The 21,144-nt window shown below is 50.8% G+C and carries 21 protein-coding genes; 5 read left to right on the top strand and 16 right to left on the bottom strand.

Annotation, left to right across the window (positions count from 1 at the left end; all coding sequences use genetic code 11):
* Positions 1–3 precede the first annotated feature (3 nt).
* The gene (locus tag ACLPHM_RS01785; RefSeq protein WP_166409207.1) at positions 4–486 is read right to left on the bottom strand and encodes a YajQ family cyclic di-GMP-binding protein; all 483 of its coding nucleotides are present in this window, start codon (positions 484–486) and stop codon (positions 4–6) included.
* Positions 487–597: 111 nt separating this feature from the next.
* Between ACLPHM_RS01785 and ACLPHM_RS01780 the strand changes: the two genes are divergently transcribed.
* Positions 598–1,584 (top strand): bile acid:sodium symporter family protein, encoded by a 987-nt coding sequence (locus ACLPHM_RS01780; RefSeq protein WP_430219561.1) that lies wholly within the window; start codon positions 598–600, stop codon positions 1,582–1,584.
* Here the strand turns inward: ACLPHM_RS01780 and ACLPHM_RS01775 are convergent.
* The 14 genes from ACLPHM_RS01775 to ACLPHM_RS01710 form a co-directional block, all read right to left on the bottom strand.
* Positions 1,581–2,405, bottom strand: coding sequence for a TlpA family protein disulfide reductase (locus ACLPHM_RS01775; protein ID WP_430219560.1), 825 nt, complete (start codon positions 2,403–2,405; stop codon positions 1,581–1,583). The genes ACLPHM_RS01780 and ACLPHM_RS01775 overlap by 4 nt on opposite strands.
* 44 nt (positions 2,406–2,449) lie before the next feature.
* A complete protein-coding gene (locus tag ACLPHM_RS01770) occupies positions 2,450–3,103 on the bottom strand; it encodes a phosphoribosylanthranilate isomerase (RefSeq protein WP_430219559.1) in 654 nt (217 codons plus the stop codon).
* Between the two features lie 15 nt (positions 3,104–3,118).
* Positions 3,119–4,795: a TRAP transporter large permease gene (locus ACLPHM_RS01765; RefSeq protein WP_430220737.1), complete on the bottom strand. Its 1,677-nt coding sequence runs from the start codon at positions 4,793–4,795 to the stop codon at positions 3,119–3,121.
* Positions 4,796–4,800: 5 nt separating this feature from the next.
* The gene (locus ACLPHM_RS01760) at positions 4,801–5,433 is read right to left on the bottom strand and encodes a TRAP transporter small permease subunit (RefSeq protein WP_430219558.1); all 633 of its coding nucleotides are present in this window, start codon (positions 5,431–5,433) and stop codon (positions 4,801–4,803) included.
* A gap of 94 nt (positions 5,434–5,527) precedes the next feature.
* Positions 5,528–6,370 carry a tRNA pseudouridine(38-40) synthase TruA gene (truA, locus tag ACLPHM_RS01755; protein ID WP_430219557.1) on the bottom strand — a complete coding sequence of 281 codons (843 nt, stop codon included), beginning with the start codon at positions 6,368–6,370 and terminating at the stop codon, positions 5,528–5,530.
* Positions 6,367–7,773, bottom strand: a complete 1,407-nt coding sequence (locus tag ACLPHM_RS01750) for a type IV pilus assembly protein FimV (protein WP_430219556.1) — start codon at positions 7,771–7,773, stop codon at positions 6,367–6,369. The genes truA and ACLPHM_RS01750 overlap by 4 nt, the downstream gene beginning before the upstream one ends.
* Positions 7,774–8,895, bottom strand: a complete 1,122-nt coding sequence (gene asd / locus ACLPHM_RS01745) for an aspartate-semialdehyde dehydrogenase (RefSeq protein ID WP_430219555.1) — start codon at positions 8,893–8,895, stop codon at positions 7,774–7,776.
* A gap of 22 nt (positions 8,896–8,917) precedes the next feature.
* Entirely contained in the window at positions 8,918–9,994 is a 1,077-nt protein-coding gene (gene leuB, locus ACLPHM_RS01740) for a 3-isopropylmalate dehydrogenase (RefSeq protein WP_430219554.1), read from the bottom strand.
* A 111-nt stretch (positions 9,995–10,105) separates the two neighbouring features.
* Complete coding sequence (gene leuD / locus ACLPHM_RS01735; RefSeq protein WP_430219553.1) at positions 10,106–10,756, bottom strand: 3-isopropylmalate dehydratase small subunit; 651 nt, start codon at positions 10,754–10,756, stop codon at positions 10,106–10,108.
* A 2-nt stretch (positions 10,757–10,758) separates the two neighbouring features.
* Positions 10,759–12,171, bottom strand: coding sequence for a 3-isopropylmalate dehydratase large subunit (gene leuC, locus ACLPHM_RS01730; RefSeq protein WP_430219552.1), 1,413 nt, complete (start codon positions 12,169–12,171; stop codon positions 10,759–10,761).
* Between the two features lie 187 nt (positions 12,172–12,358).
* Positions 12,359–13,198: a M48 family metallopeptidase gene (locus ACLPHM_RS01725; RefSeq protein ID WP_430219551.1), complete on the bottom strand. Its 840-nt coding sequence runs from the start codon at positions 13,196–13,198 to the stop codon at positions 12,359–12,361.
* A gap of 12 nt (positions 13,199–13,210) precedes the next feature.
* Positions 13,211–14,275 carry a chorismate synthase gene (gene aroC / locus ACLPHM_RS01720; RefSeq protein WP_430219550.1) on the bottom strand — a complete coding sequence of 355 codons (1,065 nt, stop codon included), beginning with the start codon at positions 14,273–14,275 and terminating at the stop codon, positions 13,211–13,213.
* Between the two features lie 73 nt (positions 14,276–14,348).
* The gene (locus tag ACLPHM_RS01715) at positions 14,349–15,824 is read right to left on the bottom strand and encodes a protein adenylyltransferase SelO (protein WP_430219549.1); all 1,476 of its coding nucleotides are present in this window, start codon (positions 15,822–15,824) and stop codon (positions 14,349–14,351) included.
* A 2-nt stretch (positions 15,825–15,826) separates the two neighbouring features.
* Positions 15,827–16,228, bottom strand: a complete 402-nt coding sequence (locus tag ACLPHM_RS01710; protein ID WP_430219548.1) for a DUF2069 domain-containing protein — start codon at positions 16,226–16,228, stop codon at positions 15,827–15,829.
* Between the two features lie 71 nt (positions 16,229–16,299).
* Between ACLPHM_RS01710 and ACLPHM_RS01705 the strand changes: the two genes are divergently transcribed.
* Together ACLPHM_RS01705 and ACLPHM_RS01700 are read left to right on the top strand one after the other, a co-directional pair.
* Positions 16,300–17,652 carry a YihY family inner membrane protein gene (locus ACLPHM_RS01705; RefSeq protein ID WP_430219547.1) on the top strand — a complete coding sequence of 451 codons (1,353 nt, stop codon included), beginning with the start codon at positions 16,300–16,302 and terminating at the stop codon, positions 17,650–17,652.
* Positions 17,645–18,103 carry a CBS domain-containing protein gene (locus tag ACLPHM_RS01700; RefSeq protein WP_430219546.1) on the top strand — a complete coding sequence of 153 codons (459 nt, stop codon included), beginning with the start codon at positions 17,645–17,647 and terminating at the stop codon, positions 18,101–18,103. The genes ACLPHM_RS01705 and ACLPHM_RS01700 overlap by 8 nt, the downstream gene beginning before the upstream one ends.
* Before the next feature lie 8 nt (positions 18,104–18,111).
* Here ACLPHM_RS01700 and dusA read toward each other — a convergent pair whose 3' ends face one another.
* Complete coding sequence (gene dusA / locus ACLPHM_RS01695; RefSeq protein ID WP_430219545.1) at positions 18,112–19,140, bottom strand: tRNA dihydrouridine(20/20a) synthase DusA; 1,029 nt, start codon at positions 19,138–19,140, stop codon at positions 18,112–18,114.
* 216 nt (positions 19,141–19,356) lie between these two features.
* On the opposite strand from dusA, the gene ACLPHM_RS01690 reads away from it, so the two are divergent.
* Both ACLPHM_RS01690 and ACLPHM_RS01685 read left to right on the top strand, forming a co-directional pair.
* On the top strand, positions 19,357–20,328 hold the full coding sequence (locus ACLPHM_RS01690) for a homoserine kinase (RefSeq protein WP_430219544.1): 972 nt from the start codon (positions 19,357–19,359) through the stop codon (positions 20,326–20,328).
* Between the two features lie 10 nt (positions 20,329–20,338).
* Positions 20,339–21,142, top strand: a complete 804-nt coding sequence (locus ACLPHM_RS01685) for a BPSS1780 family membrane protein (protein WP_430219543.1) — start codon at positions 20,339–20,341, stop codon at positions 21,140–21,142.
* The last annotated feature ends 2 nt before the right edge of the window (positions 21,143–21,144 follow it).

The following is a 21,144-nucleotide window of genomic DNA, read 5'->3' as shown; positions in this document are numbered from 1 at the left end:
GACTTAATCGCGGAAGTTTTCAAACTGCAACGGCAGCTCTACATCGCTTTGTTTTAGCAAAGCGATGGCCTGTTGCAGGTCATCTCGCTTTTTGCCAGTCACACGCAGTTTCTCGCCTTGGATTTGGGCTTCCACTTTGATTTTGGCGGCTTTAATAGCTGCAATCAATTTCTTGGACGTGGGTTGGTCAATACCTTGCTTAACCGTAATTGCTTGGCGTGCTTCAGCCACGTTTTCCAGCGGATCAGCCGTTTCCAAACAACGCACATCAATATTTCGCGCCGCAATACGTGCACGCAATATAGGCATCATTTGTGTTAACTGGAAGGTACTGGGCGCGTATTGTGTCACCACGTATTCGTCCAGTTCAAATCGAGCATTTGTGCCTTTGAAATCAAAGCGGTTTACCAACTCGCGGTTAGCCTGATCCACGGCGTTTTTCAGCTCTTGTTTGTCTACCTCAGAGACAACGTCAAAAGAAGGCATAGTGCAATCCAATAGAAGAAGTATTTATCATCCTTAAGTGTAACGCATTAGCAGCTTTGTCAAATGATGCTACAGTGTTACGTACCATGAATAAAAAACACGAAGCTTCTCATGCTCGCTAGACTACGCCTTCTATTTGACAACTTCACCCTCATCCTAATTGCCGTCGTAGCACTCGCCACTTTCCTTCCCGCTCACGGGCAAGGCGCAGTGTTTTTTGACTGGCTCACCAATGCAGCGATTGCCCTGCTGTTTTTCATGCACGGGGCTAAGCTTTCTCGCGAAGCCATTATTGCGGGTGCCACACACTGGCGTCTGCATCTGGTGGTATTTAGCTGCACCTTTGTGCTTTTCCCACTGATAGGCTGGGCAGCACAACCTGTATTGGTGCCTTTTCTAGGCTTACAACTGGCTGCCGGTATCCTCTATCTGTGTGTATTGCCAGGCACCGTACAATCCGCTATTGCCTTTACCTCTATCGCTAAAGGTAACGTTCCTGCCGCCATTTGCAGTTCATCAGCCTCTAGTATTATTGCGATTGTGCTGACGCCACTGCTGTTAAAGCTGCTGCTGGAAACAGATGTGGAAATTGACATGACCGACACCGTGGTCAAAATCAGCCTGCAAATTCTGTTGCCTTTTGTGGTGGGTCACTTAATGCGCCCCTTGATTGGGCACTGGGTCACACGCAACCAACGTTGGTTAAAAAACATTGATCAAGGCTCTATTTTGTTGGTGGTATACACTGCGTTTAGTGCCTCGGTAGTAGGTGGCTTGTGGGCCGAGATTCACCCACTGTCACTCTTGGCGCTCACCTTTGTGTGCTTACTGCTGTTGTTTGTGATTTTGTATGCCACACGCTGGATTGCCAAACGTTTGCACTTTGACTTGCCGGATGAAATCACCATCGTATTTTGTGCATCCAAGAAAAGTCTGGCTACCGGTGTACCCATGGCACAAGTGCTCTTCGCTGGTAGCATCATTGGCCCCATGCTATTACCACTATTGATTTTCCATCAGGTACAGTTAATGGCGTGTGCCGTGATGGCCAATCAATACGCGCTTAAACACCAACAGCAAACAGCAGCAACCGCTTAACGCAGTTGCTCTATATATTGCGCTAACGTCGCACGGGAGACTTCCCCCATACGGATGGCTTGTACACTGCCATCACTGTTCACGAACAACGTGGTGGGGAGTCCTCGGCTACGAGCAAAACGCGCCAAGTCTCCTTCTTGATCCAACAGCACATGCTGTAAATTCAGTTGCTGCCCCGATAAAAATCCCTCTACCGTTTCTGCTCGCTCTTGTTGGTTAGCATAGATAAAGGTGAGCTGAGGGAATTCACGCTGTGCGGCCTCAAAGACAGGCATCTCACGCCTACACGGCGGGCACCATGATGCCCATAGATTGATCACCATGGGCTGACCACTAAAATTCTCCAGAGTCACGGTTTGTTCCGCCGCAGAGTCTGCCCACGGGTTTTGCAGTTGGGTTTGTAAAGGCAGCGGTTGAGCGTCTTTTTTATAGACTCCTAACCACAAAAAGGTGCTACCCCCAACCACTACAGCCGTCATCACACTTAATACGAACGCTGTGCGCTGCAACCCTACGCTTTTATAGCCTAGGTATAAGGCCATTGCAGCCGCAGCGATCAGTCCCGCTGCAACCGAAAAGCCCCCATCCCGTATGTCCAACGTGCCTAACAGATTCGTTTGATATTGTTCCCAGTATTGAGCCACGAATACCACACGTGCAACGAATAGCCCCGCTATGGCGGTTAGCCATAGGCGCGATTCGATTTTGATGGTGTATTTTTTTTCAAGCAGCCATGCCAACGCCACTGCACAGAGCAGCGTCAACATGACAATGAAAAGAGGAGTGCTTAATGCAAAGGGACCAATTGTTATAGAGTTCATTTCCTGCTCACGTAAACCTTTAGCGCAACAGGATCAGACCCCTATTAACAGTAAAGGTTGCATTGCTGCATAAAGGCTTGCATGCGCAGGCTGGATTTTTCACCCGGAGCCTGCTCTACGCCCGAGCTGACATCTACAGCAAAAGGACGTACTTGTTGAATAGCAGCGCCCACATTCAATGCATCTAAGCCGCCTGCCAAGATCACTGGACGTGCCGTAGGTTGTTGACGCACCTCATCCAGCAAGGCGGTATCAAAGCGTACGCCTGTACCGCCATAAGCTGGGCTAAAGCTATCAAACAACCAACCACTGGCACTTTGGTAGTCTTTGCATTGCTCCCACACCGCACGTGCACTGTCGCTATGCGGCCCCCCTACTCTGAATGCTTTCAGGTAGGGGTGGTCAAAAGACTCGCAAAAGGCAACGCTTTCATCACCGTGGAACTGTATTAAGTTTGGGCGCACCACTTTTAGAACATCCTTAACGTAGCGAGGTTCTGGATTCACAAATAATGCGACTAGCGAAACAAAAGCCGGCACATGACGGCGCAATGCCGCCGCCTGCTCTAGGCTCACAAAACGCTTACTTGGCGGATAAAACACTAAACCCAAGGCATCAGCCCCGTGCTCTACCGCTGCGGTGATATCTTCAGCACGGGTGAAACCACACATTTTCACCCGTATTTTGCCCATACTCATTTGTTAAACCACTATTTACTGAAATGCATTAGCGGCATCAGAACCAAACGGGTCACCGTAAGAATCTGAACCATAGACATCATCTACACCAAACTGGATCGTAGACTCATCGATCTTAATTTCGTTGCCTTTGTAGTGCGTGACAATCCCTGGGAACACCAACACCACCACGATCATCGTGACTTGAATCATGATGAATGGCACAGAGCCCCAGTAAATATCGCCTGTCGTTACTTTAGCAATACGTTTACCCGTTACCGTGTCGGTGTAATCCTCTTTGGGGGCAACCGAACGCAAGAAGAACAACGCAAAACCAAAGGGTGGATGCATGAAGGACGTTTGCATATTCACGGCCAGCAACACACCGAACCAAATCAGGTCTATGCCCATCTTATCGGCTACAGGCCCTAAGAGCGGCACAATAATAAAAGCCAACTCAAAGAAGTCTAGGAAGAACGCCAGCAAGAAGGTGAACACACTAACGAAGATCAGGAAGCCCCACTCACCACCAGGCAAATCTATCAGCAAGCTTTCTACCCACAAGTCGCCGTTAATACCACGGAAACTCAGTGTAAAGATGGTAGAACCCACCAAGATAAACACCACAAAGCACGATAGCTGTGTAGTGGCTGTCATGGCTTGCTTCAGTTGTGTCCACGACAAACGTCTGCGAGAAACGGCCATTAAGATCGCACCTACAGCACCCATCGCCCCACCCTCGGTTGGTGTAGCCACACCGATAAAGATGGTTCCTAATACCAAGAAGATCAGGAACAGCGGCGGAATCATCACAAAAGTGACGCGTTCGGCAATTTGCGACAGCATGTTTAGCTTCAACACACGATTCAAAATCGCGATGATCCACGCCGTAGCACCCCACAACATCATGATGATGACTACATGCTCATCAATAGGAATGCTTGGGTGCGTGCTGAAATAGTGCATAGAACCAAAGTGAGCAGCCAAGGCCGCCACAACGGTCAATACCAACAACGACTTCAAACCACGCGAACCATCAGGCTCTACATACACACGCGCTTCTTCTGGCAATGCAGGCACTTTGTTTGGGCGCACAATGGCAACAATGACTACATACAAAATGTAGGACAGCGCCAAGAGCAAACCGGGCAGCATCGCACCACGATACATGTCACCGATAGAGCGGCCCAACTGGTCAGCCAAAATAATCAGTACGATAGAAGGCGGAATAATCTGCGACAACGTACCAGACGCCGCAATCACACCCGTTGCTAATCGGCGGTCATAGCCGTAGCGCAACATGATAGGCAGCGAGATCAAGCCCATGGAAATCACAGATGCAGAAATCACCCCGGTAGTAGCGGCCAACATAGCGCCCACCAATACCACAGCAATAGCCAGACCACCACGCAACGGACCAAATAATTGGCCAATAGTGTCTAGCAAGTCTTCCGCCATGCCTGAACGTTCAAGTATTAGCCCCATTAACGTAAAGAACGGTACCGCCAAGAGCGTGTCATTGGCCACAATACCGAAAATACGTTGCGGTAGCGCTTGAAACAGCGCAGGCTGCATCAAATTCAGTTCAATCGCGAATAAGCCATACAGCACACCTGTAGCTGCCAGCGTAAACGCTACGGGGAAACCCAGCAGCAAAAAGATAATCAAATTGACAAACATGATGGGTGCAATGTTTGCCACGACAAATTCCATCATGATCAATTCCTATTCTGTTTTTGTTGTAGGCGTTCGCGTTGGCGTTTATCGTTTTCTTCCGCCACTTTGCGAATGTCTTCGGCAATTGCTAGCTCTGCTTCTGCCACTTTAGGTGCGTCTAAAGGATCCGCACATTTTCCAGCCAAGAAGCCGAACAAGCGAATCAGACGCGACACCCCAGACAGAATCAATAGTGCAAAGCCTATGGGAATCAACAGTTTTACTGGCCAACGGATTAAGCCACCCGTATTAGAGGAAAGCTCCATGGTTTCGTAAGACTGCCAGAAATAAGGAATCGCTAACCAGAACACCAAGATACAAGCCGGCAGCAAGAAAAACAGAATGCCAAATATTTCTATGTACACTTGTGTTTTGCGAGAGAAGCGCTGCGCCAGCACATCCACACGCACGTGTTCATTTAGCAGATAGGTATAGCCTGCCGCTAGCAAAAAGATAGCGCCAAACAAATACCATTGCAGCTCCAACCACGCATTGGAACTGACGCCAAACACTTTACGCACAATGGCGTTGCCCGCACTAACTAGCACGACTAGCAGTGTGAGCCAAGCAACCGACTTCCCTACCACCGTATTCAGGCGGTCTATCAGTTGCGATAGACGTAATAACAATGTCATAAAAATAATGATGGTGAATAAGCCAGAGTGGATCTCAAGCGGCTACACCCACCTCGTAATGATGATGAAATTCCCTACCATTCACCACGATTAATCATGCGACACCTGGGTCTTCAGGCTCAGGTCGCGCTGGGATTATCCATGGCCCCAAATGCTGCTGGAACAACGTCAATGGATCTTGCATTGGCAGTTGTACCGCCTCTTCGTACTTTACGCCAGCTAGGTATAGCCCGTCTGGTGCAAACGTAGGAGGAGCATACTGCCGATCACGCCGCTCGATCAGAGTCGGTATATCGGCAGCATCGAGGCGGCCATAGCCCGCGTAGAGCAATGTTCCCATCAGGTTACGCACCATATGATGGAGAAACGCGTTGGCCACAAAACGGAATACATAGAAACTACCCGACTGTTGTATGTCTATGGTGTAGATTTCTCTTACCGGGCTTTTGGCCTGGCAATCCGTTGATCTAAAGCTACTAAAATCGTGTGTGCCCACAAAATGTTCTGCGGCACGGCGCATACGCTCTATATCCAGCGGACGGAATACCCATCCTACTTTCCCATCTAATAAGGGAGAGCGAACACTGGCTTCGCGCAACACATAAAAATACGTACGTTGTCTGGCAGAAAACCGAGCATGGAAGTTTTCATCCACCTCTTGCGCCCACTGCACAGAAATAGAGCTGGGTAAAAATGCATTTAAGCCACTTACCCACGCTTGAGCAGAGCGCTTTACAGGAGGATCCAAATGCACCACTTGATTCAGTGCGTGCACGCCTCTATCCGTTCTGCCCGCACAGCAAACGGGAACTGGCTGCCCTACAAACTTCAATAATGCGTTTTCTAATTCCGACTGTACCGATGGCAGCACCGGCTGCCGTTGCCATCCATACCATGCACTACCGTCATAGCAGATGCCCAGTGCTACACGGTTCATGAAGGCTTACGCTCCGAAGGCGTTGGCTCATCAGACGGCGGTACATCTAAATCCAGATTAATTTTTTCTAGCTTCTCGCGCACCATTTCTGGGGTTACCGGTGCAGGAGAATCTATTTCGGCGCGGCTATTATTAGCGCGACGTAATACCCAAACAGTAATAATGACAATCAATGCCAGCAGCGCTGACATCACAATGAGCAAATGCTCTTGAATCCAAGACAAAGTACTATCCGTATCAGTGGTTGTTGATGTGTTCTGTGCAGCGTGCTCTGCTGTGCTAACAGCGGCGGCTGCCGGTTCGTTTTTGTCTGCCTCACTCGCCGTCACGCTTGGCGTAGCCTGCTGCTCTGCATCGCTAGTGGCTACACCGGCTTTCTGCTGTTCAGCAGCAAGCGCTTCTTGTTCGCTCAAGGCTGAAGAAAGCTGGCGTACATTTTCTTCTAGTTGTTCTACATTCTCGCTGGCATCACGCAGAGCTTGTGCGGTAGCCACGCTTTGATCTTGCTTAACGCTATCAGCCCACGATTCAGTGCTAAGCGTTAAGGTATCGCCTTTAGAAGGTAATTCTGTAGGGGCGGCTGGCGCTTGAGGGCTAGCCTCACCAGCGGTGGCTTCCTCGACCGCTAATGCGGGCGATTGATTATCAGCCAGACGACGTTTGTATTGGGTATACCAATCTGCTTGTTCACCAAACAGTTTACGTGCTTGCGCATCGCTATAAGCTTGCAGTTGATCGGCTGTGGGCGCATTCAGCGTACTGCCTGCTCGCAACAAGTTCATGTTGCCATGCTGGAAGGCATCAGGGTTTGCCGCTAAGAGCGCTGCCATGTACTGATAGGTGCTAACCCCTTCGGGGGTGCGTTTGGCTGCAATGCTACTTAACGTATCGCCTGTGCGTACCTTGTAGCGATCGCCACCGTCTGCACTAGCCGCTACGCTACGCGTACCGTAACTACGACTACTTGATGCTGCAGCGGTGCTGGGCAACTGCAAGGACTCAGCCACCTTGGCCGCATTAACCACACTTACTTGGTGGCGCTGCAAACCAGATGACGACTGAATATCCAGTAAAACGTCTATGACTTTGGCATCTACAGCGTGGGGGCTACGCAAAATAATTTGCGACTTTCCAGGCTGCTGCTCAATCTGCCATCCCTCTAACGCAACGGGCGGGGTTAACCCCGCCTGCTGCCATTGTTCCTGTTCAGGAAACTGTATGCTGAGCGTTTCGTCTGGCTTCCAATCTCGTAATGCCACACTTAACACCAGCGGCTGCGCTGGTTGCGACAAGAGGCGGGCCCTGCCCACCTCTACCGCATACGCTGAATGCGCAGCCAAAGCCGTCATTGATGCCAATGCAAGTGAACTTACAGTACGCAACGATAAACGGCTGGTCGTCATTTACAGTTCCCCTAAGGTGATCATCAGCATGCGGCGCAGCGGCTCTGCTGCACCCCACAACAATTGATCGCCTACGGTGAAGGCGCTGATGTACTCAGGGCCCATACCCAGTTTGCGCACACGGCCAACTGGAATATCCATCGTACCGGTCACAGCGATAGGAGTCAGTTGCTCCATGGTGGCCTGTTTTTCGTTAGGAATCAGTTTGGACCAGTCGCTAGTGTTAGCGATGATGTCATTGATTTCATCCAACGGCACGTCTTTACGCAGTTTGATGGTCAGTGCTTGGCTATGGCAACGCAATGCACCAATACGTACACACAAACCGTCTACAACCACGTGATCTTGGCCCTGACGGCCCAAAATCTTGTTAGTTTCTACCCCGCCTTTCCATTCTTCGCGGGACATACCATCACCCAGATCGGAATCGATCCAAGGAATCAGGCTACCGCCCAGTGGTACGCCAAACTGCACGCTGCTTAGGCTAGGATCTTTCTGCTTTTGCAGAATACCGCGATCGATGTCCAAAATGGCCGATGCAGGGTCATCCAATTGCGCTTTAACAGCGGCGTTCAAATCGCCGAACTGAGTCAGCAATTCGCGCATGTGTTGTGCACCACCGCCGGAAGCAGCTTGGTATGTCATGGAGGTCATCCACTCTACCAAATTGTGCTTGAACAAACCGCCCAAGCCCATCAGCATGCAGCTAACCGTACAGTTACCACCGATAAACTGCTTCACGCCTTTGGCCAAACCCGCGTCGATCACGTCGCGGTTGATTGGGTCCAGCACAATGATGGAGTTGTCGTCCATACGCAATGAGCTGGCAGCGTCGATCCAAACGCCAGTCCAGCCAGCTGCGCGCAATTTGCCATACACCTCTTTGGTGTAGTCCCCACCTTGAGCCGTCACAATAATAGGCAGCTTTTTCAGGCTGTCTATATCGTAGGCATTTTGCAAGGCGCCTGCGCCTGCTGCCCATTCCGGTGCTGCCCCACCAGCATTACTGGTAGAGAAAAATACCGGCTCAAATCGTGAGAAATCGTTCTCTTCGCGCATGCGTTGCATAAGGACCGAGCCCACCATGCCACGCCAACCGACTAGGCCTACCGCTTGTTTCATGAATAATCACCTAAAAACCAAATTAACCCAATGCCTTAAGCACTGCATCCCCCATTTCGCGGGTACCCACTAACTGAGTGCCTGCCTCATAGATGTCTGCTGTACGTAACCCTTGCTCTAACACCTGGCGCACTGCATTTTCTACTCGTACTGCCTGAGCATTTTCATTCAGTGAGTAGCGCAGCAACATCGCTGCCGACAAAATAGTTGCCAAGGGGTTGGCTTTGTTCTGACCAGCGATGTCAGGAGCGGAGCCATGGCTAGGCTCATACAGACCTTGTTGCGACGCATTCAAGGATGCAGAAGGTAACATGCCGATGGAACCCGTCAGCATCGCCGCCTCGTCTGATAGTATGTCACCAAAAAGATTACCCGTCACGATTACGTCGAATTCTTTTGGCGCACGAACCAGTTGCATGGCCGCATTGTCTACGTACATGTGGCTCAATGCAACATCTGGGTATTCTTTGGCTACATCAATCATGATGTCACGCCAGAATTGCGAGGTTTCCAACACGTTGGCTTTGTCTACGCTGCACAGTTTGCCTTGGCGTTTTTGCGCAGCTTGGAAAGCCACGTGCGCAATACGGCGCACTTCGCTTTCAGCGTAATGCATAGTGTCAAAACCTTGACGCTCACCCGCAAAATTGCCTTCGCTCACGGTACGCACACCACGAGGCTGACCAAAGTAAATATCGCCGGTCAGTTCGCGGATGATCAGGATATCCAAATCAGCAACGATTTCTGGCTTCAATGACGAGGCATTAGCCAACTGTGGGTACAAAATCGCAGGACGCAGGTTCGCAAACAAACCCATCGCTTTACGCAAACCCAAAATCGCTTGCTCTGGACGCAGTTCACGGGCCAACGAATCGTATTTCCAATCGCCTACAGCACCGAACAGCACTGCTGCAGATGATTTAGCCAGCTCCAATGTCGCGGGTGGCAATGGGTGGCCATGCAAGTCGTAAGCAGCGCCACCAACGGGTGCATGATGCAGCTCAAGATCCAAACCCAAAGCGGTTAGAACACGCGCAGCCTGTTCTGTAATTTCGGTACCAATGCCATCACCGGGTAATACTGCGATTTTTGTAGACATACGTTTTCCTGTGGTGTTGTAACGAACCGCGCGGGGTTCACACTGTGTTCTGTGTGGCTTGCCCCTACTTTAGACAAGCCACACGACCGCTAAGCGGCCGTGTATTAAGTATTACGCTGATGGATTACCCACCAACCAAGGGTGTTGCGCCAAACGCTGTGCTTCAAACGCCTTGATGGTGTCTGCTTTTTGCAAGGTTTGGCCTATTTCATCTAAACCTTTGAGCAAACTTTGTTTGCGGAAGGCGTCGATATCAAAGCCATACTCTTGGCCGTCTTCAGCAATCACTTTCTGGCGTTCCAGATCAATGCTCAACTGATAGCCTTCTTTGGCCTGCACCGCATCAAACAGCTTAGCGACTACATCCTCAGGCAGGATGATGGGCAGCAAACCATTTTTGAAGCTGTTATTAAAGAAAATATCGGCAAATGACGGCGCAATAATGGCTCTAAAACCGTATTGCAACAATGCCCATGGCGCGTGCTCACGGCTAGAACCACAGCCAAAGTTTTTACGAGCTAACAAGATGGACGCACCTTGGTAGCGAGGCTGGTTCAGCACGAACTCTGGGTTCAGAGGACGTTTGCTGTTATCCATACCTGGCTCACCGTGATCCAGATAACGCAGCTCATCAAACAAGTTAGGGCCAAAGCCTGTACGTTTGATGGACTTCAAAAACTGTTTAGGGATGATCAAGTCGGTGTCCACGTTTTCGCGGTCCAACGGAGCAACCATTCCTGTGTGAGTAGTAAAAGCTTGCATGATTAGTGCTCCTGACTCAATTCACGTACATCGGCAAAGCTACCTACTACAGCAGCTGCCGCAGCCATCGCCGGGCTAACCAAGTGGGTACGCCCACCCTGCCCCTGACGACCCTCAAAATTTCGGTTGGATGTAGACGCACAACGCTCACCAGGCTCCAAACGGTCGGCGTTCATCGCCAAACACATGGAACAACCAGGCTCACGCCATTCAAAGCCGGCATCAACAAAGATTTTATCCAAACCTTCTTGTTCAGCTTGCTGTTTCACCAAACCGGAGCCAGGTACCACGATAGCTTGTTTCACGTTTTTCGCTACTTTGCGACCACGTGCCACTTCAGCAGCAGCACGCAAGTCTTCGATACGTGCGTTGGTACAGGAGCCAATAAACACTTTATCAATCGCAATGCTGGTCAAGGGCTGGTTAGCTTCCAAGCCCATGTACTGCAACGCGCGAATAATGCCTTCGCGACGTACTGGATCGGTTTCATTCTGTGGATCAGGCACATTGGCATCCACTGGCAACACCATCTCTGGCGATGTCCCCCATGTCAGTTGGGGCTTGATATCTGCGGCATCAACACGAACCACCGCATCAAATTGCGCGCCATCATCGCTTTTTAAGGTATTCCAGTATTCAACCGCTTGATCCCACTGCGCACCTTTAGGGGAGTAAGGACGGCCACGGAAGTACTCAACGGTTTTATCATCCACCGCTACCATGCCCGAACGCGCGCCGGCTTCAATAGCCATGTTGCACACTGTCATACGGCCTTCCATGCTCAGTGCTCGTACAGCAGAACCACCAAACTCGATCGCATAGCCTGTACCGCCGGCAGTACCGATCACACCAATCACGTGCAAGATCAAGTCTTTAGCTGTACAGCCTGCAGGCAAGTCGCCGTTCACCTCTACCAACATGCTCTTGCTTTTTTTCATCAGCAAGGTTTGGGTAGCCAATACGTGCTCAACTTCAGAAGTACCGATACCGAAGGCCAACGCCCCCATCGCACCGTGCGTACTGGTGTGGGAGTCACCGCACACAATGGTCATACCCGGCAAGGTCGCACCTTGCTCAGGGCCAATGATGTGCACGATACCTTGACGTTGGTCGTCCATATCGAACAAGGTCACGCCAAATTTTTGACAGTTGTCTTCCAGCGTATCTACCTGCAATTTAGAGATAGGATCAGCGATCCCTGCTGCACGCGAGGTAGTAGGAACGTTGTGGTCTGCTACGGCAAGGTTGGCACTAATGCGCCAAGGCTTACGGCCAGCCAGCTCCAGCCCTTCAAAAGCTTGGGGGCTAGTCACTTCATGCAGTAACTGGCGGTCGATATAGAGCAAACAGGTACCATCGTCTTCGCGGTGTACCACGTGGCTGTCAAACAGCTTGTCGTATAAAGTTTTTGCCATAACAGACTCTCAATCAATCAGAACAGGCGAAACGCTGTTATTTCGCGATGAATTCATTATGCCCGTCTCTAAAACCAGCACAAGACCATTAGTTATACTAGTATTGTGAGTACCACCCTAGCTCCCAAAAACACAAAGCGGGTTTTGAGACTCGCCCAAAACCCGCTGTAGTTGGTGATGCATCAGCCTACTGTTTTTTTGCTTCCAAATACAAAGGCATGACCAGTTCCGCCGCGACGCGCAACTCATCAATACGGCTTTGTGGTGAAGGATGAGTAGACAAGAGATCTGACTCATTGCCGTTCACTCCCGACATACTAATCATTTTTTCCCAAAAGCTAATGGCAGCCCTCGGGTCATAACCCGCACGTGCAGCAAGCTCCACACCGATGAGGTCGGCTTCTGCCTCGTGCGTACGGCTGTTAGGCAGATGGAACATCACATCTGTTAGCGAACCACCCAAATCGCCCACGGCCTGCGAGCCTACGACGGCCGATAAAATCGCCAAGCCAATACTGGTGCCCATTTTATGGGACATTTGCTCTCGCGAATGCTCGCGCAATGCGTGGGCAATTTCATGCCCCATCACCGCTGCCAGCTCATCGTCTGTCGCTTTTAGCCTATCGATCAAGCCGGTATATACAGCCATCTTGCCGCCCGGCATACACCACGCATTCAGTTCATCTGACTTTAAAACATTTACCTGCCAGTCCCACTGCAATGCATCAGGCCTAAAAATAGGTACTTGATTGATCAGCTTGGTGGAAATTTCTCGCACACGACGAACTTGTGCCGCATTAGGAGACAACGCCCCTTGCGCTTGAGCTTGCGCCAACGTTTCGTTGTAGTTCTGCGCTGCTGCCAAGTTCAGATCTTGCTCGGGCACAAAACTAGACATGTATTGCTTACGTTGTATACCGACAACGCCACTAGAAGTGGTGTCTATTGCCGCACATCCCGTAAGGATCACCGTGGCGCTCGCCGCCACAACAATACATGCCTTACGCCATAGCCCAAACAGGTTCATACGCAGTAATCCTTACCATTGCCCGCATTGGGCACGTTGACGTAACGCCTGATCCATCAACACGATGGCCAGCAACGCTTCTGCAATGGGCGTAGCCCTAATACCTACGCAAGGATCATGACGACCCAAGGTCTGTACTTCTATCGCTTCGCCCTGCTGGTTAATGGAAGGACGTTTAATACGAATACTGGAGGTAGGTTTAATGGCTAACGACACGCGAATATCTTGGCCCGATGAAATCCCCCCCAAAATACCGCCAGCATGGTTTGATGCAAAACCGTCAGGCAGGATCGCATCGCCGTGTTCAGAACCACGTTGCGACACGCTTTCAAAACCGTCCCCGATTTCTACGCCCTTAACCGCGTTCAGCCCCATCATGGCATACGCGATATCCGCATCCAAACGGCCATAAATAGGCTCACCCAAACCGGCTGGCACACCTTCGGCAACCACTTCAATACGAGCACCAATGGAATCACCATCCTTACGCAAGGCGTCCATAAAGGCTTCTAGCTCGGGCACGACCGACTCATCGGCGGCGTAGAAAGGGTTGTTAGGCACATCGTCCCAGCTTTTAAAGGGGATCACGATAGGGCCTAGCTGGCTCATGTAGCCACGAATCACCGTTTTAAACTCTGCTGCCAACCATTTTTTGGCAATAGCACCGGCTGCTACGGTAGGCGCTGTCAGTCGTGCCGAGGAACGGCCGCCGCCCCGTGGGTCGCGATGCTGGTACTTGCGCCAGTAGGTGTAGTCTGCATGACCAGGCCTAAAGGTATCTAACAAGTTGCCATAATCTTTACTGCGTTGATCGGTATTACGAATCAACAACGCAATAGGAGCACCTGTAGTTTTGCCCTCGTACACCCCCGACAGAATTTCTACCTGATCGGCCTCTTGGCGTTGCGTCACGTGGCGTGACGTACCAGGTCTACGTCGGTCTAGTTCTAGCTGAATATCTTCAACACTCAGTTCTAATCCGGGCGGACAGCCATCTACCACAGCGCCAATGGCTGGGCCATGAGACTCCCCAAAATTCGTTACACGAAATAAGCTACCTAAAGTATTTGCAGACATAAACAGTTCGGTTTATAGACCAATCGAAAGCAGAATTATGGCATTAAAGCCCAGAGCATGCACCGTGCACAAGTTAGGAAGAACAACTCAAGGCAATGGATTGTGCCTCGGGCGGGGGAACTTCCGCATAGCGCTCGTACCCAGAACGTTCTTCAAACGGGTTACTTAATACCGTAAACAAATCAGACAATACCGAGGCATCGCCTTTTTCAGCCGCCGCAATGGCTTGCTGTGCCAAGTAGTTACGCAACACATACAGCGGGTTGGCCGCATTCATGGATTGCTGGCGCTGCTCGCTGGTTTGTGGGTCGGCTTCGACACGTGCACGGTATTTATCTACCCACGCACGCGCCTGATCTTGATCATGAAAACATTGCAAGAAAGCCTCAGGGTGTTTTTCTGCCCAGGCTAACGCACGGAAACTCAAACTAAAGTCCGCTTGATCTCTGTGCAACAAACGCCACCAGTCATCAACTAACTGCGTATCGCCTTCCAACCACTCTTGCCACCCCATTTTGCGGCAAAGGTTCTCGCGGTAACGCTCTAAGAACCACCCCTCGTATTGTTGTAATACAGGGTTAAGCGTTTCTGGTGTCGCCCCCAAGGTGGTCATCGCGCTGGCTAGCCTATAAAGGTTCCAATGGCCTACAGAGGGCTGTTGGTTCCAGGCATAACGCCCTTGCTGGTCGGTAGTATTGCAAATATGGTTGGCTTGGAATGCATCCATAAAGCCAAAAGGCCCAAAGTCCAGTGTCAAACCCAAAATGGACATGTTGTCGGTGTTCATCACACCATGACAAAAGCCCACGGTTAACCAATCGGCCATTAAATACGCCGTGCGCTGAGTTACCTCAGTAAGCAAGAGCCGTGCCAATTCGGCATTATCTTCACTTTGCTCATACAAGGCTGGATAAAAATTCTGTACTACATAATGCAGCAAGCTCTGCATTTCGTCGTGATGACCTAGCCAATGCTCAAACGAACCAAAGCGTACGAAGCTAGGGGCAACTCGCGTCACGATGGCGGCGCGCTCTACCGTTTCGCGGTACACCGGCACAGGTGAAGTCACGATAGCAAGGGCTTCAGTCGTAGGAATACCCAAACCTTTCATCGCCACACTGGCTAAATACTCGCGCACCGACGAACGTATGACCGCCCTACCGTCTCCCATACGTGAATACGGTGTGAGCCCCGAGCCTTTAAGCTGTAATTCTTGCGAGCCCTGCGACCCATCAATCGCACCCAATAAATGCGCCCGCCCATCCCCTAACTGGCCAGCCCACACCCCAAACTGATGGCCACTGTAGACAGCAGCCAAGCTTTGCCCACCCGGTAATGGTGCATTACCAGACAACACGGCTAGCATCTCAGGCGAATGCAGCAGCGCCTGACTCAACCCCAAACGCTGGGCCAAGTCATCGTTTGCGTGCAGCAGTTGCGCATCGCGCAAACCCGAAGGCTGCAATAACGTGTAGAAAGTTTCTGGTAACGACGACGCGAAACCATTACTAACGTGCAAATCGTCTAGAGTAGAGACCAATATCGACATGATTACTGCTCCTTGGCTGCAACTGCAGCCACTTGTTTCGCACGCGCTTTGGCCGCTTTTTTAGCAGGGCGCAAATAGAAAATGGCACAAAAGTAAAACACCGACGACAAGACGATTTCAGCAATCGCACAATACACCGACACAGGATTCGGGTCAGACCATGCTCGTACGCAGCCTTCCATGAAATACAGCAAGATCAACATTGACGACCACTGCAACGTATAGATCTTGCCGCGCAAGATACCAGGCAGAGGCAAAATCAACGGCAATACTTTAAGTGCCATATACGACCCACCGGGGCGCAATGGCGCCAGCCACATTTCCCATGCTATACAAAGGATGATTAGGCCTATTAACGATGCAGCAGCAACACGATGTAAAACGGGATTCAATTGAGCATTCATACTGGTATTATCGCCTAAGGCGGGTTAAAACCCTATACCATTGCACGCAGCCAGCCGGATGATTTTTTACCATGACAAACCAACCGTCCCCTTCTCTTGATGCTTTGGCTCAGAAGGCGAAAACGCCCCCCGCTTCTGGCCAACCTCAGCGCAAAAAGCGTGAGCTCGCTGCGATCATGTTGCAGTGCATGGCCCAACGTCGTCTAACGCAAGTCGCATCCAGCCTCACGTACACCACCATTTTGGCTGCTGTCCCACTACTGGCTGTAGTGCTGTCTCTGTTCACGGCTTTTCCCCTATTCTCTGATTTTCGTGAAGCATTAGAAAACTTCTTCACCACGAATCTGATGCCCGAAGCCGTGTCTGACACGATCATGTCCTACCTCAACCAATTTGCCGCCAAGGCCTCTAGCCTGACGGCCATTGGTAGCTTGTTTTTGATCATTACGTCCATCATGTTGATTTCCACCATTGATGGCACGTTAAACGACATTTGGCAGGTTAATACGCAGCGCCCTATCGCACAGCGCCTGCTGGTGTACTGGGCATTGTTGTCTTTAGGGCCTATCTTGGGTGGTGCTAGCCTTTGGGCAACGACGATGCTTGCCCGTGAGTCCATGGGCTATATCAGTAGCTTTGGGATTGTGATTTCGTTATTGCTGTCCGCTCTACCGTTTTTGCTGACCGTACTCAGCTTTACCGCACTGTTTACCTTCGTGCCCAATTGCCATGTGCGCTGGCGTGACGCTTTTGTAGGTGGTGTACTGGTGGCTTTCTTCTTAGAGTTGCTGAAAGCGGGTTTCGCCTTTTACCTGACCAAGTTTCCAACCTACACCTTAATTTACGGTGCGTTTGCCACCATTCCTATTTTCTTACTCTGGGTGTATTTATCGTGGCTAGTCGTGCTGTTAGGCGCTTCGTTTGCTGCCATCCTGCCTGACATACGTAGGCACCGTAACCCTAGCGAAAAACACTACTTAGGTGAGTCATTCCTGCACGCACTCGGCATGCTTCATAGCTTGTGGCTACAGCGAGGCCACACACCAGTAGGCTTGCCAGTGGAGCAATTAAGCGACACTTTGGCACACGACGCACACGAACTCACACGTACACTACTCACGCTAAAAAAGTTGGGATATGTCGCTAACACCCAAGAAAACAACCGTGAACGCTGGGTTTTGGCCTGCGACCCTACCAAAACAGACCTTGCCGCACTGGTTGACACCTTCCTACTAAATAGGGCTCAACCCAGCACTGAAGTGGGCAATGGTGTAGCCTTAATAATGAACGCCACCTTGGCTAACCCTCATCTGCGTCTACAGCAGTTGTTTGAACAGCCTGGGTTGCTCGAAGATATTTCTGAATCCATACAAAAAAAATTAAGCACGTCACTTAATGCAGCACAGGAGCCCTCGTATGCTTAAAGTTAGTGAAATTTTACGAGTCAAAGGGGATATTCTCTACACCGCGACTCCTGACATGGCGATTGATACCGCAATTCAAATCATGAGCGAACAAGACATAGGTTCACTGGTGATTATGGAGCATGGTCAATTAGCCGGGATGCTCACGTTTAGAGAAATCATTCGCCATTTGCACAAAGCCCAACATGGCAATAAAGCCACCACGGTGCGCGCCATCATGGATGACGCACCTGTGAGTGTGACGCCCAACACCAGCGCCGACGAAGTACAGCGCTTGATGCTGGACAACCATGCACGCTACATTCCAGTCATGGACGGCCCCACCTTGCAAGGGGTGATTTCGTTCTACGATATGTCCAAAGCCATCGTGAAGGCTCAGCAATTTGAAAACTCTATGCTGAAAGCCTACATTCGCGACTGGCCATCAGACCAAGGCAACTCAGCAGCCTAATCGTTGCCTTACGCTGCAGGCTCGTTTTGACGGGCCTGCAGTGCTTCCCACGCAGCCAGCAATACTTCTGGCTCATTTTTATTCATAATTGTTGCGTCAGATAAGGTTCTGCGCCACTGACGTGCGCCTGGCAAACCATGTGGCCAGCCTAGCATGGCACGCGTTGCCATACGTATATTCAAATTTTGTGCCACCAATGCCTGCGCATAGCCGTACATACGTTGCACAATTTCAGCACCATCCATATACGTATCTTCCGGCCACAGGTGTTGGCTAATCTCGCGCAACACCGCTGGCGTATGCCATGCAGCTCTGCCCAGCATCACCCCATCAAAGCCTGCCAGCTCATCTAACGATTGCTGCGTGGTAGCCAAGCCGCCGTTCAACACGAAGGTCGCATCCGGGAAATCTTTAGTGAGCTGACGCGCATAGTCATAACGCAGCGGCGGAATCTCACGGTTTTCTTTGGGTGATAAGCCTTTGAGCACCGCATTACGAGCATGCACCACAAACACACGCACACCAGCCTCATACAAAATACCGACGAAGTTCTGGGCAAAGCTGTAGTCTTGCTCGTAATCCAGTCCTAAGCGATGCTTAACTGTGACTGGCACACTCACCACATCCTGCATCGCTTTCACACAGTCAGCCACCAAATTAGGCTCGGCCATCAAACACGCGCCAAACGCCCCTTTTTGCACACGCTCAGAAGGGCAGCCACAGTTGAGGTTGATCTCGTCGTAACCCCATTGTTCGCCCAGCTTAGCGCTATGGGCTAATGCCGCCGGCTCGCTCCCGCCCAACTGCAACGCTACAGGATGCTCACTCACGTCGTAATCCAGCAAACGCGGCACATCACCATACTGCAATGCGCCTGTAGTGATCATTTCGGTGTACAGCCTTGCACGTGGTGCCAACATGCGGTGAAAAAAACGGCAATGCTTATCCGTTACATCAATCATAGGGGCCACGCAAAGCGTCCAATCCGCTTTGTTCGTAGACGCCGTGTTGGCTATAACGTTTGAAAGTCCTGACACACACTCACCTGCTGAAAATGGGGCAAAAACAGCATTTTACGCCAGAACAAGCAGGCTTTTTTCTCTTTCCCCTGCGATGGCGGCGACTAAGCGCTAATAAATGTAGGTAACTCGCGCTTAAGCTATTCACTACCTGCACTCAAACAGGTTAAAGTAAAGGGTTAAGCCTTGCGCCATACCGTCGCGCTATCCCAACTTTTTTGCATTATTCATACTATGGCTGTTTTTACTACTGTTTCTGAACATGACGCTCAGCAATTGCTTAGCTCATACGACTTGGGCGACTTGGTCAATCTGCGCGGTATTTCAGCAGGCATAGAGAACACCAACTATTTTCTGACCACGACCCGTGGCGAGTATGTGCTCACTCTGTTTGAGGTGCTAACAGCCGAACAGTTGCCTTTTTACATTGAGTTAATGCACTACTTGGCTGAGCGGAACATCCCCGTGCCCAAACCTCAGGCACTGAAAGACGGTAAATTACTAACCAGCTTAAATGGCAAACCCACCGCTATTGTGAGCCTGCTGCCTGGTCGCTACGAACCCGACCCAAGCCCAGCACACTGCACCTTAGCGGGTGACACCTTGGCTAAAGCCCACTTGGCGGCTCAAGACTTCGAGATCTACCAACCAAACCTGCGCGGTTTAGCATGGTGGCAAAAAACCGTACCATCCATTGTTGAGTTTTTGGATGACAGCCAACGTGAACTGCTGTTGACTGTACTGTCCGAACAAGAGGCCTTTGCCCAAACAGACATCTATAAAAGCCTACCTTCTGGCCCTGCGCACTGCGACTTGTTCCGCGATAACGTGCTGTTCAGTGGTACGCCAGAAGCCCCACAAATGGGTGGCTTCATCGATTTCTACTTTGCCGGCTGCGATACATGGCTGTTTGACGTAGCCGTTAGCGTCAATGACTGGTGCATCAACCGCGAAGATGGTAGCTTTGACGATGCTAAGCTGCATGCTTGGTTGCAAGCCTACAATGCCGTTCGCCCTTTCACTGAGGCTGAACAACACGCATGGCCATACCTGCTGCAAGCCGCTGCCCTGCGTTTCTGGATTTCCCGCCTGTACGACTACTTCCGTCCACGCGAAGCGGAAACCCTCAAACCGCATGACCCCCGTCATTTTGAACGCGTGCTGCGTAATCGTCGCAACACCAGCACACCTCAACTCGTAGACTAAGAGACACCGTATGCAAGCTGTTTCCCTGCCCTTTTTCTATGGTTGGCTCTGGGTTCGTGAAGGCTTCAGCCTTTTCATGCGTCAACCTATGGCCATGTTGTTCTGGAGCTTGGTCACCAACTTGCTGATCCACCTAAGCTATTTGCTGCCGCTATTAGGCCAAATCGCTTTGCTGGTAGCCTCACCTGCTCTGACCTTTATTGTTCTCAATGCCAGCCACAATATTGCTAAAGGCCAGCAAATGCAGCTAGGCATGTGGACTGCCCCCTTACGTCCAACTAAGGTGCGTAACCCTTTAATCAAACTGGGCGCACTCTATATGCTGGCCTGTTTGGCGGCAGGGTTACTAGCCACCATTCCATTCGTAGACAGCATCATGAGCGTGATGCCTGCACCAGGCGAGCCTGTCGATGAAGCGGCATTCATGCGTGCCTTACGCGCGCCCATGTTCGCCCTGATGGCTATCTACGTACTGGTCTCTGCGCTGTTCTGGCATGCCCCCGCCCTCATTGGCTGGCACAACATTGCCATCAAACAAGCACTGTTCTATTCCATGGTGGCGTGCTGGCGCAACAAGTTCCCATTCATTTTGTACGGCCTATGTTGGTTAGTGCTGTATTTCTTGATGCAGCAGTTGGATTTAATTTTGTTGTCTTCTGGCCTAGCCCCTAGTCTGCAACAGCTGATTCTGACACCGCTTAGCTTAGTCATTTTGGCGATTCTGTATGGTAGCTTCTACCCTATTTACCTGACGGTATTTGGCCCTAGTGCAATGGCATTAAATGCAGCCTCGCACCAAGATCCTGATCTGTAAAC

Origin of the sequence: Paenalcaligenes sp. Me131, from assembly GCF_050487225.1 — a bacterium.
Taxonomy (GTDB): Bacteria; Pseudomonadota; Gammaproteobacteria; order Burkholderiales; family Burkholderiaceae_B; genus Paenalcaligenes.
This window is presented reverse-complemented; position numbering and strand designations above follow the sequence as displayed.

Bases quoted from the DNA above. Each gene is read 5' to 3' on its own strand.
- ACLPHM_RS01785 (WP_166409207.1), bottom strand. From the start codon at position 486: ATGCCTTCTTTTGACGTTGTCTCTGAGGTAGACAAACAAGAGCTGAAA.
- ACLPHM_RS01780 (WP_430219561.1), top strand. From the start codon at position 598: ATGCTCGCTAGACTACGCCTTCTATTTGACAACTTCACCCTCATCCTA.
- ACLPHM_RS01775 (WP_430219560.1), bottom strand. From the start codon at position 2,405: ATGAACTCTATAACAATTGGTCCCTTTGCATTAAGCACTCCTCTTTTC.
- ACLPHM_RS01770 (WP_430219559.1), bottom strand. From the start codon at position 3,103: ATGAGTATGGGCAAAATACGGGTGAAAATGTGTGGTTTCACCCGTGCT.
- ACLPHM_RS01765 (WP_430220737.1), bottom strand. From the start codon at position 4,795: ATGGAATTTGTCGTGGCAAACATTGCACCCATCATGTTTGTCAATTTG.
- ACLPHM_RS01760 (WP_430219558.1), bottom strand. From the start codon at position 5,433: ATGACATTGTTATTACGTCTATCGCAACTGATAGACCGCCTGAATACG.
- truA (WP_430219557.1), bottom strand. From the start codon at position 6,370: ATGAACCGTGTAGCACTGGGCATCTGCTATGACGGTAGTGCATGGTAT.
- ACLPHM_RS01750 (WP_430219556.1), bottom strand. From the start codon at position 7,773: ATGACGACCAGCCGTTTATCGTTGCGTACTGTAAGTTCACTTGCATTG.
- asd (WP_430219555.1), bottom strand. From the start codon at position 8,895: ATGAAACAAGCGGTAGGCCTAGTCGGTTGGCGTGGCATGGTGGGCTCG.
- leuB (WP_430219554.1), bottom strand. From the start codon at position 9,994: ATGTCTACAAAAATCGCAGTATTACCCGGTGATGGCATTGGTACCGAA.
- leuD (WP_430219553.1), bottom strand. From the start codon at position 10,756: ATGCAAGCTTTTACTACTCACACAGGAATGGTTGCTCCGTTGGACCGC.
- leuC (WP_430219552.1), bottom strand. From the start codon at position 12,171: ATGGCAAAAACTTTATACGACAAGCTGTTTGACAGCCACGTGGTACAC.
- ACLPHM_RS01725 (WP_430219551.1), bottom strand. From the start codon at position 13,198: ATGAACCTGTTTGGGCTATGGCGTAAGGCATGTATTGTTGTGGCGGCG.
- aroC (WP_430219550.1), bottom strand. From the start codon at position 14,275: ATGTCTGCAAATACTTTAGGTAGCTTATTTCGTGTAACGAATTTTGGG.
- ACLPHM_RS01715 (WP_430219549.1), bottom strand. From the start codon at position 15,824: ATGTCGATATTGGTCTCTACTCTAGACGATTTGCACGTTAGTAATGGT.
- ACLPHM_RS01710 (WP_430219548.1), bottom strand. From the start codon at position 16,228: ATGAATGCTCAATTGAATCCCGTTTTACATCGTGTTGCTGCTGCATCG.
- ACLPHM_RS01705 (WP_430219547.1), top strand. From the start codon at position 16,300: ATGACAAACCAACCGTCCCCTTCTCTTGATGCTTTGGCTCAGAAGGCG.
- ACLPHM_RS01700 (WP_430219546.1), top strand. From the start codon at position 17,645: ATGCTTAAAGTTAGTGAAATTTTACGAGTCAAAGGGGATATTCTCTAC.
- ACLPHM_RS01690 (WP_430219544.1), top strand. From the start codon at position 19,357: ATGGCTGTTTTTACTACTGTTTCTGAACATGACGCTCAGCAATTGCTT.
- ACLPHM_RS01685 (WP_430219543.1), top strand. From the start codon at position 20,339: ATGCAAGCTGTTTCCCTGCCCTTTTTCTATGGTTGGCTCTGGGTTCGT.